The following is a 15,082-nucleotide window of genomic DNA, read 5'->3' on the forward strand; positions in this document are numbered from 1 at the left end:
TGCTCAATTCCGGACTGACATCATGACCTTACGCATTGGCCGCCGCGCATACGCGGAAATGTTCGGCCCCACCACCGGCGACCGCGTGCGTCTCGCCGACACCGAGTTGCTGATCGAAGTGGAGCGCGACTTCACCACGTACGGCGAAGAAGTGAAGTTCGGCGGCGGCAAGGTAATTCGCGACGGCATGGGCCAGTCGCAACGCGTGCATGCCGACGTCGTCGATACCGTTGTGACCAACGCGGTGATTCTCGACCATTGGGGCATCGTGAAGGCCGACATCGGCATCAAGAACGGCCGCATCGCGGCTATCGGCAAGGCGGGCAATCCCGACATTCAGCCGAACGTGACGATCGCGATCGGCGCATCCACGGAAGTGATAGCCGGCGAAGGGCTGATCGTGACGGCGGGCGGCATCGACACGCATATTCACTTCATCAGTCCGCAGCAGATCGAAGAAGCGCTCGCCAGCGGCGTGACGACGATGCTGGGCGGCGGCACGGGTCCGGCAACGGGCACCAATGCGACCACCTGCACGCCGGGCCCGTGGCATCTCGAACGCATGCTGCAGGCAGCGGACGGCTATCCGATGAACCTCGGCTTCCTCGGCAAGGGCAACGTGAGCCAGCCGGAGCCCGCGCTCGAACAGATCGCGGCGGGCGCGATCGGCCTGAAGCTGCACGAAGACTGGGGCACGACGCCGGCCGCAATCGACAACTGCCTGTCCGTCGCCGACGACACCGACACGCAGGTCGCCATTCACACCGATACGCTGAACGAAGCGGGTTTCGTCGAAGCGACCGTGGCGGCGTTCAAAGGCCGCACGATTCATACGTATCACACGGAAGGCGCAGGCGGCGGCCACGCGCCCGACATCATCAAGGTATGCGGCGAAGCGAACGTGCTGCCTTCGTCGACGAATCCGACGCGGCCCTACACCGTCAACACGCTCGAAGAGCATCTCGACATGCTGATGGTTTGCCACCACCTGGACCCGTCGATTGCAGAAGACATTGCGTTCGCCGAATCGCGCATTCGCCGCGAGACCATCGCCGCGGAAGACATCCTGCACGATCTCGGCGCGCTTTCCATGCTGTCCTCGGATTCGCAGGCGATGGGCCGCGTAGGCGAAGTCATCATCCGCACGTGGCAGACCGCGCACAAGATGAAAGTGCAACGCGGCGCGCTGCCCGAGGACACCGCACGGCACGACAATTTCCGCGCGAAGCGCTATGTCGCGAAGTACACGATCAACCCTGCAATCACGCACGGCATTGCGCATGAAGTCGGTTCTATCGAGCCCGGCAAGTGGGCCGATCTCGTGTTTTGGGAGCCCGCCTTTTTCGGCATCAAACCGTCGTTGATCCTCAAAGGCGGCATGATCGCAATGGCACAGATGGGCGATCCGAACGCGTCGATTCCTACGCCGCAGCCGGTGCATTATCGCGAGATGTTCGCTACGCGCGGCGGTGCACTCGGGCGCACGTCGCTGACTTTCGTTTCGCAACTCGCCGCCGATGCAGGCGTCGCGGAGCGCTATGGCCTGAACAAGCGTATCGTGGCTGTGAAGAACTGCCGAAACATCACGAAGGCAGACATGATTCACAACGCGTGGCGCCCGTCGATCAGCGTCGATCCGGAAACCTATCAGGTGATCGCCGACGGTCAACTGCTGACCTGCGAACCGGCGACTGTCCTGCCGATGGCGCAACGCTATTTTCTGTTCTGACCATGCGCACACTCGACAAACTGGTTGCACCGCATCTCAAACTCGCGCCGGTGCTGGTGAAGCGCGCGCCGACGCTAACGCTTGCTTTCGACGAGCGTCGTAAGAGCCGACTTGCGGCCACGCTCGACACCGGCGAAGAAGTGGCGGTACTGCTGCCGCGCGGCACCGTGCTGCGCGACGGCGATGTGCTAATTGCCGACGATGGCGGTCTCGTGCGAATAGTCGCCGCGCCGGAAGCCGTGCTGGTGGTCCGTGCGAAAGACGCGTTGACGCTCACGCGCGCGGCGTATCACCTGGGCAATCGTCATACGCCTGTGGAAGTCGGCGCGGATTATCTGAAGCTCGAATACGATCCGGTGCTGGCCGATATGCTGAAGCGTATCGGCGCGACGGTCGATCAGGTTTCGATGCCGTTCCAGCCGGAGTCTGGCGCGTACGGCGGCGGCCATAAGCACGGCCACGACGAGACATTTGCCGAAGACTACGCATTAGCGCAGCAGGTGTTCGGCGAGCATCATGGGCATGAGCATTCTCATGATCACGAGCACGGGCATGGCCACGCGCACGATCACGGGCACGATCACGGGCACGAAGGCCACGTCCACGACGAATCTTGCGGCCACGCGCATCACCATCACCATGCGCATCGCTGAACTTACCGCGCTACTGCACCTCGCGTCGCCGGCGCTGCCTATCGGCGCCTTCAGCTACTCGCAGGGTCTCGAAGCGGCGATCGAAGCGCAACTGATCACCGACGCCGATTCGGCTCGCGCCTGGATCGCGAGCGGCCTCACCGATGTGCTCGCGCATGGCGAACTGCCGTTTCTCGCGCACCAGATGGAGCGCTGGCGCACACACGACGCGGCCGGCCTCGCGCAGGCGAATGGCGAGTTCCTCGCGAGCCGCGAGTCGGCCGAGTTGCGGCGTGAGACCGAACAGATGGGCTGGTCGCTGCGGCAATTGTGCGCGTCGCTCGAATGGGGCGATGCGGCGCGGCGCGCGACGCTCGCCTCGATGACGCCGCTCGCGCAACCCACCGCGTTCGCTTTTGCAGCCTATGCACACGATGCCGCCGTCGACGCCGCGCTTGCCGCGTACGCGTTCAGCTGGGTCGAGAACCAGGCCGCCGCGGCATTGAAAGCCGTGCCGCTGGGACAACTGGCGGGGCAACGCATCATCGTCGCGTTGCGCGAGCCGATCAATGCGGCGGTCGAGCGCGCTTTAGCCACGTCGCCGGAAAACATCAATACTTTCGCGCCGCAGCTCGGCATTCTGTCGGCGCGTCACGAGTCGCAATATTCGCGGCTTTTTCGCTCATAAAACGATCCATCATGAACGCACCTCATCATCCCGCTCACTCGTCCGTCCGCACGAAGAAACTGCCGCCGCTGCGCGTGGGCGTCGGCGGTCCGGTCGGCTCGGGCAAGACCACGTTGCTCGAAATGCTCTGCAAGGCGATGCGCGAACAGTACGACCTCGTCGCGATCACCAACGACATCTATACGAAAGAAGATCAGCGCCTGTTGACAGTGGCGGGCGCGTTGCCGGCCGAGCGGATCATGGGTGTGGAGACGGGCGGTTGTCCGCATACCGCGATTCGCGAGGACGCGTCGATCAACCTCGAAGCTGTCGATCGCATGCTCACGCGTTTTCCGGATGCGGACATCGTCTTTATCGAATCGGGCGGCGATAACCTCGCGGCGACCTTCAGCCCGGAACTGTCGGACCTGACGATTTACGTAATCGACGTGGCAGGCGGCGAGAAGATTCCGCGCAAAGGCGGCCCAGGCATTACGAAGTCGGATCTGCTCGTGATCAACAAGACGGACCTCGCGCCGATGGTCGGTGCGAATCTCGACGTCATGGCGTCCGACGCGAAGAAAATGCGCGGCGAGCGGCCTTTCGTGATGAGTAATCTGAAGGCGCTCGACGGCTTGGACGACGTGGTGCGGTTTATCGAGCGAAAGGGGCTGTTGAAAGTTTGAAGGCAAGCGCTGAGTCTCCTCAGCGCTTGCTTGACCTCACTCCGGCAACAACGCCATCAACACATCCACGGTGCGCGCGGTTGCCCCGCGATGACGCGCGGCAAACGCCGAGGCCGCGCCGCCCATCATGAGCCGTCGCGCCTTGTCGTTGAAGAGTTCGCGCAGCGCTCGCGCCAGATCGGCCGGATCCTGCACCTGCACCGCCGCGCCTGCGGCGACCGCATCGGCCGTGGCCTGCGTGAAGTTGAACACGTGCGGCCCGATCAGCACGGGCACACCCACCGCGCAGGCTTCGATCAGATTCTGTCCGCCGAGCGGCAACAGACTGCCGCCGATAAACGCGAGGTCCGAGGCCGCGTAATAAGCGCCCAGTTCGCCCATCGAGTCGCCAAGCAGCACATTCACGTCCGCCGGCAAAGCGGGCACACCGCCGCTTGCAGCCGCTGACGCAACCTTCGCATCCGGTGCCCACGTCGAACGTCGTGTGAGTCGCAGCCCGGCTTTCTCGACGAGCGCTGCAACCTCGTTAAAACGCTGTGGATGGCGCGGCACGAGAATCAACAGCGCATTCTCAACGTCGAGGGCCGCGAACGCCTGCAACACGAGTTGCTCTTCGCCTTCGCGTGTACTTGCCGCCACCCACACGGGTCGCGCGCCGATTGCCGCGCGCCACGCATGACCGCGCGCCGCCAGTTCCGGCGGCGTGCTCATGTCGAATTTAAGATTGCCGAGTACCGCGACGTTGCGCGCGCCGAGCGCCGTCAACCGTTCCGCGTCCGATGGGCTCTGCGCCAGCACACGCGCAAAGCCGCCGAACACGTCCTTCGTCGCGCCGCCGAATCTGGCGGCCCGCTTATATGAGCGCGCCGACATCCGCGCGTTGGTCAACACCAATGGAACGTCGGCGCGCCGGCATTCGTCGATCAACGTGGGCCACACTTCGGTTTCCATTACCAGACCGAGCGACGGCCGCCACGCGCGCAGAAAGCGCCGCACCGCGTGCGGCATGTCGTACGGCAGATAGCTGCGCATCACGCGGTCGCCGAAGATCTGCTCGCCGGTCACGCGGCCGCTGGGCGTCATATGAGTCAACAGAATGCGTGCGTCCGGACGCGCTTTGATGAGCGCGTCGATCAGCGGTTGCGCGGCACGCGTCTCACCGACCGACACCGCGTGCACCCAGATCAACGGCGCGTCGTCTTCGGGCAAACGTCCGCGAACATAGCCGAAACGCTCGCCGATATGTTGCCGATAACCGCGCTCCTTGCGCGAACGGATCAGCAGACGCAGCACCGCAACCGGCGCGATGATCCACCAGAGCGCGTTATAGATTGCCCTTAGCATCGGCGCTCCGCATGATGCAAGCGCGCAGCGTGCAGCTCGCGAATACCGTGCCGATGCAATGGCCCTGGCGCAGCCGCATGGTCAGCCATCGGCGCGCGACGGTGCACAAAATCTGGCGAGCCCGAACGAACCGCGGCGCTCAAACCAGCGCCCTGCCCTTCAGGCGTTCAAGTATGCCGAGCGGCGCACATTCGGGTTGCACCATTGCCTTGACCGGCAGGAAGAACGTCTGCTCGAGCATGAACTGACCGGACATCACCGCGTGCGAAGTCTGATCGGAGAAGCACACCCACACGCTGCCCGGCGGAAACGGCATGGTCTCCTGCGGACTTGTCTTCTGATATTCCATGTCGGCCTTCATGCCGTCGTGCAGATGGAGCATCAGATGGTCGTACTCGCTGCGCGGCGATTTCGTTACGTGCAACAGATTCAGCAGCCACGCCGCGCCCGGCATTTGCGGCTTGATGCGCGGCAGAAAGCGTTTGGCCATGTCCTCGAACGGTTCGCCGACTCGCCATACGCGCGGCACGCCATTCGGATTGACGTTGGTGAACACGCGCAGAATGCGTTCGCCGTAATTGGGCCGCGACGGAAAGGCGTCCACATGCAAGCGGCTATCGTCCTTGCGCCATGACGTTTGCCGTGTTTCAACCTGATGCAGCCGCAAACTCGTGGGCGCGACGCGCAGCTTGCCGTTGTATTCGGGAAAGAGCCCGTCGACGAGCGTGCGCGCATTCGTTTGATAACGCGCGATCAATGCGCGCACCGCAGACTGCGTGACCGCGTTGCCGGCCACGCCATGCAATGCGCCGCCATTCGGTTCGAGGCTGATGTTCTTGCGGTTCGGATCGGCCAGCGCGGGGTCGAGCAGCGCCTGCTCGCCGCCTTCAATCGCGAAACGCAGGTTCGGGAAATACAGCACCTTGCCGCGTTCGACTCCGGCGAGCAGCGTCTCACGCGGCACGGACAGGTTGCGCGCGTGCCAGTCGGCATTCGCTACTTCGATGATCTGGGTTTCGTTCATGATCGCCCTTGGAAACGGATGACGCGTGAGGCGAAGCGCACCGGACGAATCACAACAGTCCGAAGCCGGCAAGCGCGGACTTCACCTGTTGCAGCGTGGGCGGTTGCCCTGCCGTGCCGAGATTGACGACGTTCGGCGACCAGTAGCCGCCCGTGCGCCACGCGGTCGCGAAATTGTACAACTCGACCGTGGGCCGCTTAAGCGCCGCCGCGATGTGAACCAGACCTGTGTCAACACCGACCGTCGCGGCCGCGCCTTCGATCAGACCGACCACCGCGGGCAACGACAGCCTAGGCGGCACGATGGCTGCCGCCCCGAACTCTTTGGCGAGACGCTCGCTCGTCTCGCGCTCGGCCTCGCTGCCCCACGGCAAGACGATCGACGCGCCGCGCCGCACGAGCGACTGCCCTAGCTCGATCCACGCGGTGTCGGGCCATTGCTTGTCGGCACGCGAGGTTGCATGCACGAACACCACGTAAGGCACCGGAAGATTGAGATTCGCCGCCGACAACGCCAATGCGGCGCGCCGCGTGTCGATGCCAAAATCGATTTCGTCGGTAGGTTGCGGCTTCGGGTCGTTCAGCGCCGCCGCTACCAGTTGCCGCGTCCGCTCGACCACATGCGTGCGCGGCTCGATGGGCACGCGCTTGTCGTAAAAGAAGCGCACCGGCCATTCAAAGCCAGCGCCGTCAGTGCGATTTGCAAGGCCGACGAGCGGTCCGCGCGCCATCTTCGCGACCCACGCGGTCTTGATGAGCCCCTGGCAGTCGATCACCAGATCGTAGTTCTCTGCGGCGAGCGCACGTCGGAATGCGCTTATCTCGCGCCAGTTGCCGATCGACAAGATGCGCTTGCGCCAACGGCGCAGCGACACGGGAATCGCGCGCCGCACGCCGGTCACGAGTTCGACGAGCCCCACGAAGCTTTCCTCGACGAGCCAGTCGATCTGCGCCTCGGGATGACGGCGCCGGATGTCGGCGATCACCGGCATGTTGTGAACGACGTCGCCCAACGACGACACCCTCACGATCAATATCTTTTGCACGCTCAAGAGTGGGAAAACCGGTTATCCGGCCCGAAGATGCATTGAAAGAAGTCCAACGAAACCTAGCGCTTCGCGTGAGACTTCCAGCGAGAGACGACAGAACGTAGACGTTATGTCACCAGGACGGCAATTCTAGCGCGACCTGGCAGACTGGCATGAAAAAACGCGGCGCGGTAAGTGAAACCCGCGCCGCGTTGTGGCCGATGGCCACGGCTCGCCAGCAACGCCAGCAATGCCGGCGCAGGCCCCGCCGTTCGAACGTTTAGAACGGCAGCTTTGCGTCGGCCTTCTCCGCGAGAATCACGCGGCGGAAGTCTTCCTGAATGCGCTTGAGTGCCGCGTCGTTATCGGCTTCAAAACGCATGACCACGACCGGCGTGGTGTTCGACGAACGCGCGAGGCCGAAGCCGTCGGGGTACTCGACGCGCAGGCCGTCGATCTTCACGACGTCGTCGGCGCCGGTGAATTTCGCGTTCTGCTGCAAGCGGGCGATGAGTTCGAAGTTCTCGCCTTCCTCGAGTTTCAGTTGCAGTTCGGGCGTGGAGTTCGAGTTGGGCAGCGAGTTGAGCAGCTTGCTCGGGTCTTCCACACGCGTGAGGATTTCCAGCAGACGCGCGCCCGTGTACAGGCCGTCGTCGAAACCGTACCAGCGGTCCTTGAAGAACACGTGGCCGCTCATTTCACCCGCGAGCGGCGCGCCGGTTTCGCGCAGCTTCGCCTTCACGAGCGAGTGGCCGGTCTTCCACATGAGCGGCTCGCCGCCCTTGTCCTTCACCCACTTCGCGAGGTTGCGGGTGCACTTCACGTCGTAAATGATCTGCGCGCCCTTGTTGCGCGACAGCACTTCTTCGGCGAACAGCATCAGTTGGCGGTCCGGATAAATGATCTGACCGTCTTTGGTGACGACGCCGAGGCGGTCGCCGTCGCCGTCGAACGCAAAGCCGATTTCCGCGTCCGTTTCCTTCAGTGCGCGAATCACGTCCTGAAGGTTTTCCGGATGCGCCGGATCCGGGTGATGGTTCGGGAAGTTGCCGTCGATTTCCGTGAAGAGTTCGACGAGTTCGCAGCCGAGCTTCTTGAAGAGCTTCGGCGCGAGGCCGCCGGCGACGCCGTTGCCGGTGTCCACGACGATCTTGATCGGGCGCGTGAGCTTGACGTCGCTCGCAATGCGCTCGAGATACGCATCGGCAATGTCGTACTCGGCGTAGGTGCCGCTGCCTTCGGAGAAGTTTTCGTCGACGATGCGCTGATGCAGCGCGAGAATCTGGTCGCCGTAAATCGCGGAGCCGCGCAGCACCATCTTGAAGCCGTTGTAGTCCGGCGGATTATGACTACCGGTCACGACGATGCACGAATCGATACGCCGTTCGCCGCCTTCGAGTTGCAACGGCACGCTCGCCGCAAAGTAGCCGACCGGGGTTGGCACCATGCCGACATTGACCACGTCGACGCCGGCCGCACGCAGCCCGTCCGACAATGCCTGGATCAATTCCGGGCCCGACAGGCGACCGTCACGCGCGACCACCACGGCGTCGCCGCCTTGTGCACGCACTTCGCTGCCGAACGCACGGCCGATCGAACGCGCTGCATCGGCATCGAGCGTCTTGCCGATTACGCCGCGAATGTCATATGCCTTGAAAATAGATTTGGAGATCATGTTGGCTCACTTGCGTGCAATGGAAAATTTTGACCGGCGCAGTCATGCTGAATCGGTAAATCATAGCGATCGGACATGATGCTGCGCCCTTGCCGGAAGCAATCCGGTTCCAACTTATAATTGCGCTTTTAGGACCAGCCTGGTAACACCATTCTAATGCTTAGACGCCCTCCATTTGTAAAGTTGCCAAGGCCGCCCTTGCCTCGACGGCCAGCCAGGTGGGCAGACTCGCGCCAAACGCATTGGCAGGCACTTACCGGATGCTGACGCTCAAGCGCTTTGCCAATCCCGACGTCACGCGCGCTTTCACGAACATTGTCTGGCTTGGCCTCGAACGGCTCACGCAAATCGGCGTGGCCATTGCAATCAGCGGCATGCTCGCGCGTTACTTCGGGCCGGACACGTTCGGCAAATGGCAATACGCCAATACGCTGCTGCTGGTGCTCTCGCCTATTACCTGGGTATGCGGCGCGGAGATTCTCGTACCCACCATTGTCGAACGGCCTCCCGCGCAGCTCGGCACCGTGCTCGGCAGCGCGTTCGCACTGCGCTTTTCGGTGTCGGTCGCAGCATTGCTGCTGACGTGGCTCGGCATTGCGCTCAATCTGTTCGATCCGCTCGTCGGCGCAATGCTCGCGGGACTCGCCGTCACGATGCTGTTTCGCGAACCGTTCGTCGGCGTGATCAATGCGTGGCTGCAGAGCATGACGTACAGCAAGCCGCAATTGCTCACCAGCATGAGTACGGCGGTTATCAAGGCTGGCTTCGTCTATCTGCTCGTGCGCGCCGCTGCGCAACCGGCGCGCTTCGGCTGGCTGTGGGCGCTCGAGTCTGCGGCCATCGGCAGTGTACTGGTGGTCTATTACATTCGTCGGCATGGCGGCAAGCTGCGGTTACATTTCGACCGCTCTCTCTTCAAGCACTTCGCGAGCGCGGGCACGGTGTTCTGGCTCGGCCTGATCTGTATGTATCTGTTCCTGAAACTGGATCGGCTCATGTTGGAGCGGGCCATTTCGTTCGCCGATCTCGGCCGCTATTCGGCAGCGCAGCAGTTGAACGAGAACTGGATCACGCTCGCGCTGATGCTCGCGCAGACCATCGCGCCGGCGTTCGTCTACCGTGTGCAGCAGGCCGCACAGTTGCGCCGCAACGTCTGGCGCCTTACCGCAATGACCGCCGCGTTGATGGTCGCGGGCGCCGCGGTGCTCGATCTGCTCGCCGGCTTTATCATTCGCCGCGTGTTCGGGCCGGGCTTCGAAGGCGCGATCCAAATTTTCCGCTGGGCGGTATGGCTCTCCGTGCCCGCCGGCATCGAGGCAATCGGCAATCTGGTCGTTCTTAAATATCAGGCGAAGTTCGTGTTGCTGTTTAAATGGCTGCTCGCGCTAGCCGTTGCGTTCGTCGTCAATCTGCTGGCTATTCCGCGGCTTGGCGCTTATGGCGCGCTCGTGGGCCTTGCATGCGGTTATCTCGCGGCGGCGTCGGTTAATCTTTATTACATCCGTTTCAAATTGCACCCATGACGTTTACCGCCGTCGACACGCCGCCGCACTGCCTTGATGACGTCGCGGTGCTGATGCCCGCCTACAACGGCCAGGCCGACGTCGATCTTACGCTCGCGTCGTTCAATGAAAGTGCGCTGGTGCACGTTCTGATCGTCGATGACGGCAGCACGCCGCCCATCGTCGCGCCAACACTTGCGAACCTGCAGATCGAAGTGTTGCGCATGCCGCAGAACGGCGGCATCGAGCGTGCGTTGCAAACCGGTATCGACGCGCTTGCGCAGCGCGGCTTTCGCTATGCCGCTCGTATAGACGCGGGCGACCGCAGCGTGCCGCAACGGCTTGCGAAGCAGCGCGCATACATGGAAGCGCATCCGCAAGTGGCCGGGCTTGGCATGTGGACGCAGGTGGTCACGCGTGCGGGCGCACCGCTTTTCATGCTGACGCCGCCCGCCGAACCCGCGGCGATTCGCCGGCTGCGGTTCTTCCGCTCATGCCTCGCGCATCCTTCCATGATGCTGCGTATCGACGCCGTGCGCGCCGTCGGCAACTACCGCGCGGCCTATCCGTCGGCGGAAGACCTCGATCTGTTCGTGCGTCTGATGGAACGTTACGACTGCGCGAACCTGCCGGAACTAGGTCTTTACTACGAACTGAACGAAGGCGGCATCAGCGCGACGAGGCGCCGCCGCCAGGTGCTCTCGACACTGCGGCTGCAACTGCGCTACTTCAACGTCGCGAATCCCTACGACTGGTTCGGCCTTGCCAAAAATCTGCTGCATCTCGTGACACCGTACCGCGCGTTGCAGCGGGTCAAACGCAGGCTCCTCGCGCCGCGCGCGACTCATTGATCCGCATTGTCACGTCCGTTCGTCCTTTCATTCACCGCCGAGCACGTTCCCGCATGAAGCCAGCCTTGAAGTCGACGCCCGCGTTGCGCATTACACTCGTGTGTAACACCGCCTGGGCAATCTACACGTACCGGCAAGGGCTGATTCGCATGCTGGTGGGACGCGGCGTCGACGTGACGGTGCTCGCGCCGCGCGACCGCACGTTCGAGCTGCTCACGGCCATGGGCTGCCGCTGCATCGAATTGCCGGTCGCCTCGAAAGGCACCAATCCGCGCGACGACCTGCGCACGTTGTACACGCTGTACCGGCGCTATCGCGCGATTCGCCCGCACGTGGTATTTCATTACACGATCAAGCCGAACATCTATGGCTCGATAGCCGCGAAACTGGCGGGCGTGCAGTCGGTTGCGGTGACGACGGGGCTCGGGTATGTGTTCATCCAGCGAAGCCGCGCCGCGCTGGTGGCCAAAAAGCTGTATCGTTTCGCGTTCCGTTTTCCGCGCGAAATCTGGTTTTTGAATCGCGACGATCAGACAGCGTTTGTCGAACAGAATTTGTTAGTGCATCCTGAACGCGCCCGGCTGTTGCACGGTGAAGGCGTCGATCTCGAACAGTTCGGCTTTACACCTCTGCCCGAGCGCGCGGAATTCAAGTTCGTTCTGATTGGCCGTTTGCTGTGGGACAAAGGCGTCGGCGAATACGTGGAGGCTGCACGGCAGCTTCGGCAACGTTATCCGCAAGCGCGTTTTCAGCTGCTCGGTCCGGTCGGCGTCGACAACCCGAGCGCGATCACGCGCGACGAAGTGGCGGCCTGGGAACGGGAAGGCATCATCGACTATCTCGGCGAGGCGCATGACGTACGGCCTTTTATCGCCGATGCGGATTGCGTCGTCTTGCCGTCGTATCGCGAAGGCGTGCCGCGCACGCTGATGGAAGCGTCGGCCATGGGCCGGCCGATTGTCACGACCGACGTGCCGGGCTGCCGCGAGGTGGTAGCACACGGGGTCAATGGACTGCTTTGCGAAGCGCGCAGCGCAGAAAGCCTCGCCGCGGCGCTCGCCGGAATGCTCGATATGAGCGTCGCCGAGCGCCGCGCCATGGCAGAACGCGGCCGGCAGAAAGTCGCGCAGGAGTTCGACGAACGCGTCGTCGTCGAAACGTATAAGGACCTGGTGCAAAAAATGACAGGCGTTTTACTTTAACGGAGCAACAGCATGACCACGAAGGGCACGATTCTGGTAACGGGCGGCGCGGGCTTCATCGGTTCGCACACCTGCGTTGAACTGCTGAACGGTGGCTACGACGTCGTGGTAATCGACAATCTCGTGAATAGCAACCGCGAGTCGCTGCAACGCGTGGAGCGAATCGCAGGCCGCGCCGTTGCGTTCTACGAAGCGGACGCGCGCGACGAGGCGGCGCTCAACCGTGTGTTCGACGCGCACCCGATTACCGGCGCCATCCACTTTGCCGCGCTGAAAGCGGTGGGCGAGTCGGTTGCGAAGCCGATCGAGTACTACAGCAACAACGTGGGCAGCCTGCTCGCGCTGCTCGGCGTGATGCGCGATCGCAACGTGAAGCAGTTCGTGTTCAGTTCTTCGGCGACGGTGTACGGCGTGCCGAAAAGCTCGCCCATCGACGAATCGTTTCCGCTGTCGGCCACGAATCCGTATGGTCAATCTAAGCTGATTGCCGAACAGGTGTTGCGCGATCTCGAAGTGGCCGATCCCTCGTGGCGCATTGCCACGCTGCGCTATTTCAATCCGGTCGGCGCGCATGAAAGCGGGCTGATCGGCGAAGATCCGGCGGGCGTTCCTAACAACCTGATGCCGTATGTCGCGCAGGTCGCGGTCGGCAAGCTAGACAAGCTGCGCGTGTTCGGCGGCGACTATGAAACGCCCGACGGCACGGGCGTGCGCGACTATATTCACGTGGTGGATCTCGCGCGCGGGCATCTGGCGGCGCTCGACGCGCTCGTCAAACGCGACGCGAGCTTCGTCGTGAATCTGGGGACGGGCCAGGGTTACAGCGTGATCGACGTCGTGAAGGCGTTCGAGAAGGCGTCGGGGCGGCCGGTGCCGTATGAGATCGTGGCGCGCCGTCCGGGCGATGTGGCGTCATGCTTTGCCGATCCGCGCGCCGCATTGGAACTGCTCGGCTGGCGCGCGGAGTTCGGCATCGAAAGAATGTGTGCGGATCACTGGCGGTGGCAGTCGGCGAATCCTCAAGGATTCGCTGGCTGACATCAGGCGCTTCGCACCGCGCGGTGCTTGCGAGTTCGGCGTCCGCGCTCAGGACACTGCAAGCGCCGCCGGCGCGCCGGACATGCTGGCCGCGCGCGTCGCTGCAGGGTTGCCGTGTCTCACCGATGCATCGCTCACGCGAAACACCGCAACCGCCTCCCGCAAAACAGCGGCCTGTTCTTCCAGCGATTTCGCCGCCGCAGCCGCTTCCTCTACGAGTGCGGCATTGTGCTGCGTGACTTCGTCGATCTGCGAGACGGCCTTGTTGACCTGCTCGATACCGTCGCTCTGCTCCAGCGCGGCGGCCTCGATTTCTCCCATGATGCCGGTCACGCGCTCGACCGACTGCATCGCCTCGTTCATCGTGCGGCTTGCCTCGGCCACGAGTGACGCGCCCTGCTCGACCTGAGCCGCCGAATCGCCGATCAGTTCCTTGATCTCCTTCGCCGCCGCGCCCGAGCGCTGCGCGAGGCTGCGCACTTCCGACGCCACGACTGCAAAGCCGCGCCCCTGCTCGCCGGCACGCGCCGCTTCCACGGCCGCGTTCAACGCGAGAATGTTGGTCTGAAACGCAATGCCCTCGATCATGCCGATAATCTCTGTCACTTTGCGCGACGACTCGCTGATGCCGTCCATCGTCTCCGTGACACGCGACACAACCTTGCCGCCGCGCGTAACCGTGTCGAGCGCGCCGTGCGCGAGCCGGTTGGCCTGCTTCGCATTGTCCGCGTTCTGCTTCACGGTCGCCGAGAGCTGCTCCATGCTCGCGGCCGTCTGCTGAAGCGCCGCGGCTTGCTGCTCCGTGCGCGCGGACAGGTCTGCGTTGCCCGAGGCAATTTCATTGGCGCCCTGCGCAATGGCCGTTGTGCTGCCGCGCACTTGCGACACCGTGTCGACGAGACCGTCGCGCATCTTCGTCAGCGCGCTCAGCAACTGGCCCATTTCATTGCGCGACTGGCTCTTGATCGCCACGGTCAGATCGCCTGCAGCCATCCGCTCAAAGTGCTTGACGGTGGCATTGACCGGCTTGATGAGCGCCGCCGACAACGCAACGCGCGCCGCCACGCCGATCACGATGGCGAGTGCGCCGATTGCTGCAAAGAGAAGCGTCGCAATCTGGAAGCATTGAGCGGCGGTCCCGGCCTGGCGGTGCTGGTTCTCGGTCTGCGCATGTTCGAGCGCGTCGATCGCCTTCGAATACGTGGAGTAAAACCCGTTCGCCGTCTCGCCCTGAATGTTGCGGAACGTATTGAAGTCGAAGTCGGTGAGCGCTTTGAACTCCGGTTCGATTGCCTTATCGACCAGCGCGTTACGGGCCTGCTCGACGTTCTGCGCGAGCTTCTGCTCCGCGTCGCTCGAGAACGGCCCCGCCATGTAATTGCGAAAGTCCTTGTTCGATTCGACCAGCACCTTGTGCGCGGCGGGCAGCAGGTCGTCGGTTTGCTTGCCGACGCTGAAGAGCGTTTGATAAGAGCCCAGCGCGAGTTGCACCTGCAGCAACTTCTCCGAGCTTGCCTTCAGATGCGAGAGCGCCGCTGCGCTGCGCTGCGTGTCGTCGAGGCTACTGCTGGCAAGCTTCAGTGCGCCATATCCAACGCCGATTACGGTCAGCAGGAAGGCAACGAATACGCTGATCACCAGCGTCAGGCCGCCACGAATTGTCATGTTATTTAGCATTGGGTCTCCGGAACCGTCTTGTCGATCC

The 15,082-nt window shown here is 63.0% G+C and carries 13 protein-coding genes; 8 read left to right on the forward strand and 5 right to left on the reverse strand.

Annotation, left to right across the window (positions count from 1 at the left end; genetic code table 11):
• Window positions 1–22 precede the first annotated feature (22 nt).
• From ureC to ureG, 4 genes are read left to right on the forward strand one after another with little or no spacing between them, the layout of a single operon-like run.
• Window positions 23–1,729 (forward strand): urease subunit alpha, encoded by a 1,707-nt coding sequence (ureC, locus tag SB753_RS23570; RefSeq protein WP_020065114.1) that lies wholly within the window; start codon window positions 23–25, stop codon window positions 1,727–1,729.
• Window positions 1,730–1,731: 2 nt separating this feature from the next.
• Window positions 1,732–2,382, forward strand: a complete 651-nt coding sequence (gene ureE / locus SB753_RS23575) for an urease accessory protein UreE (RefSeq protein ID WP_204520363.1) — start codon at window positions 1,732–1,734, stop codon at window positions 2,380–2,382.
• Window positions 2,369–3,049: an urease accessory protein UreF gene (locus tag SB753_RS23580; protein WP_310066112.1), complete on the forward strand. Its 681-nt coding sequence runs from the start codon at window positions 2,369–2,371 to the stop codon at window positions 3,047–3,049. Before ureE ends, SB753_RS23580 begins: the two co-directional genes overlap by 14 nt.
• 11 nt (window positions 3,050–3,060) lie before the next feature.
• Complete coding sequence (gene ureG, locus SB753_RS23585) at window positions 3,061–3,714, forward strand: urease accessory protein UreG (RefSeq protein WP_020065111.1); 654 nt, start codon at window positions 3,061–3,063, stop codon at window positions 3,712–3,714.
• 36 nt (window positions 3,715–3,750) lie between these two features.
• Here the strand turns inward: ureG and waaA are convergent, their stop codons facing one another.
• From waaA to SB753_RS23605, 4 genes are all read right to left on the reverse strand, one after another.
• Entirely contained in the window at window positions 3,751–5,058 is a 1,308-nt protein-coding gene (waaA, locus tag SB753_RS23590; protein ID WP_408414497.1) for a lipid IV(A) 3-deoxy-D-manno-octulosonic acid transferase, read from the reverse strand.
• Between the two features lie 139 nt (window positions 5,059–5,197).
• Window positions 5,198–6,082, reverse strand: coding sequence for a Kdo hydroxylase family protein (locus tag SB753_RS23595; protein WP_020065109.1), 885 nt, complete (start codon window positions 6,080–6,082; stop codon window positions 5,198–5,200).
• 49 nt (window positions 6,083–6,131) lie between these two features.
• A complete protein-coding gene (gene waaC, locus SB753_RS23600) occupies window positions 6,132–7,133 on the reverse strand; it encodes a lipopolysaccharide heptosyltransferase I (RefSeq protein WP_020065108.1) in 1,002 nt (333 codons plus the stop codon).
• 256 nt (window positions 7,134–7,389) lie between these two features.
• Window positions 7,390–8,784 (reverse strand): phosphomannomutase/phosphoglucomutase, encoded by a 1,395-nt coding sequence (locus SB753_RS23605; RefSeq protein ID WP_020065107.1) that lies wholly within the window; start codon window positions 8,782–8,784, stop codon window positions 7,390–7,392.
• 260 nt (window positions 8,785–9,044) lie between these two features.
• On the opposite strand from SB753_RS23605, the gene SB753_RS23610 reads away from it, so the two are divergent.
• From SB753_RS23610 to galE, 4 genes are read left to right on the forward strand one after another with little or no spacing between them, the layout of a single operon-like run.
• Entirely contained in the window at window positions 9,045–10,307 is a 1,263-nt protein-coding gene (locus SB753_RS23610; RefSeq protein ID WP_410802131.1) for an oligosaccharide flippase family protein, read from the forward strand.
• Window positions 10,304–11,137 carry a glycosyltransferase gene (locus tag SB753_RS23615; protein ID WP_408414501.1) on the forward strand — a complete coding sequence of 278 codons (834 nt, stop codon included), beginning with the start codon at window positions 10,304–10,306 and terminating at the stop codon, window positions 11,135–11,137. The genes SB753_RS23610 and SB753_RS23615 overlap by 4 nt, the downstream gene beginning before the upstream one ends.
• Before the next feature lie 53 nt (window positions 11,138–11,190).
• Window positions 11,191–12,339 carry a glycosyltransferase family 4 protein gene (locus SB753_RS23620; protein ID WP_408127526.1) on the forward strand — a complete coding sequence of 383 codons (1,149 nt, stop codon included), beginning with the start codon at window positions 11,191–11,193 and terminating at the stop codon, window positions 12,337–12,339.
• Window positions 12,340–12,351: 12 nt separating this feature from the next.
• Window positions 12,352–13,377, forward strand: coding sequence for a UDP-glucose 4-epimerase GalE (galE, locus tag SB753_RS23625; protein ID WP_087751402.1), 1,026 nt, complete (start codon window positions 12,352–12,354; stop codon window positions 13,375–13,377).
• Window positions 13,378–13,425: 48 nt separating this feature from the next.
• Here galE and SB753_RS23630 read toward each other — a convergent pair whose 3' ends face one another.
• Window positions 13,426–15,054 carry a methyl-accepting chemotaxis protein gene (locus tag SB753_RS23630; protein WP_410802102.1) on the reverse strand — a complete coding sequence of 543 codons (1,629 nt, stop codon included), beginning with the start codon at window positions 15,052–15,054 and terminating at the stop codon, window positions 13,426–13,428.
• Between the last annotated feature and the right edge of the window lie 28 nt (window positions 15,055–15,082).

The organism is Paraburkholderia sp. SIMBA_053, from assembly GCF_046534895.1.
Classification (GTDB): Bacteria; Pseudomonadota; Gammaproteobacteria; order Burkholderiales; family Burkholderiaceae; genus Paraburkholderia; species Paraburkholderia caledonica.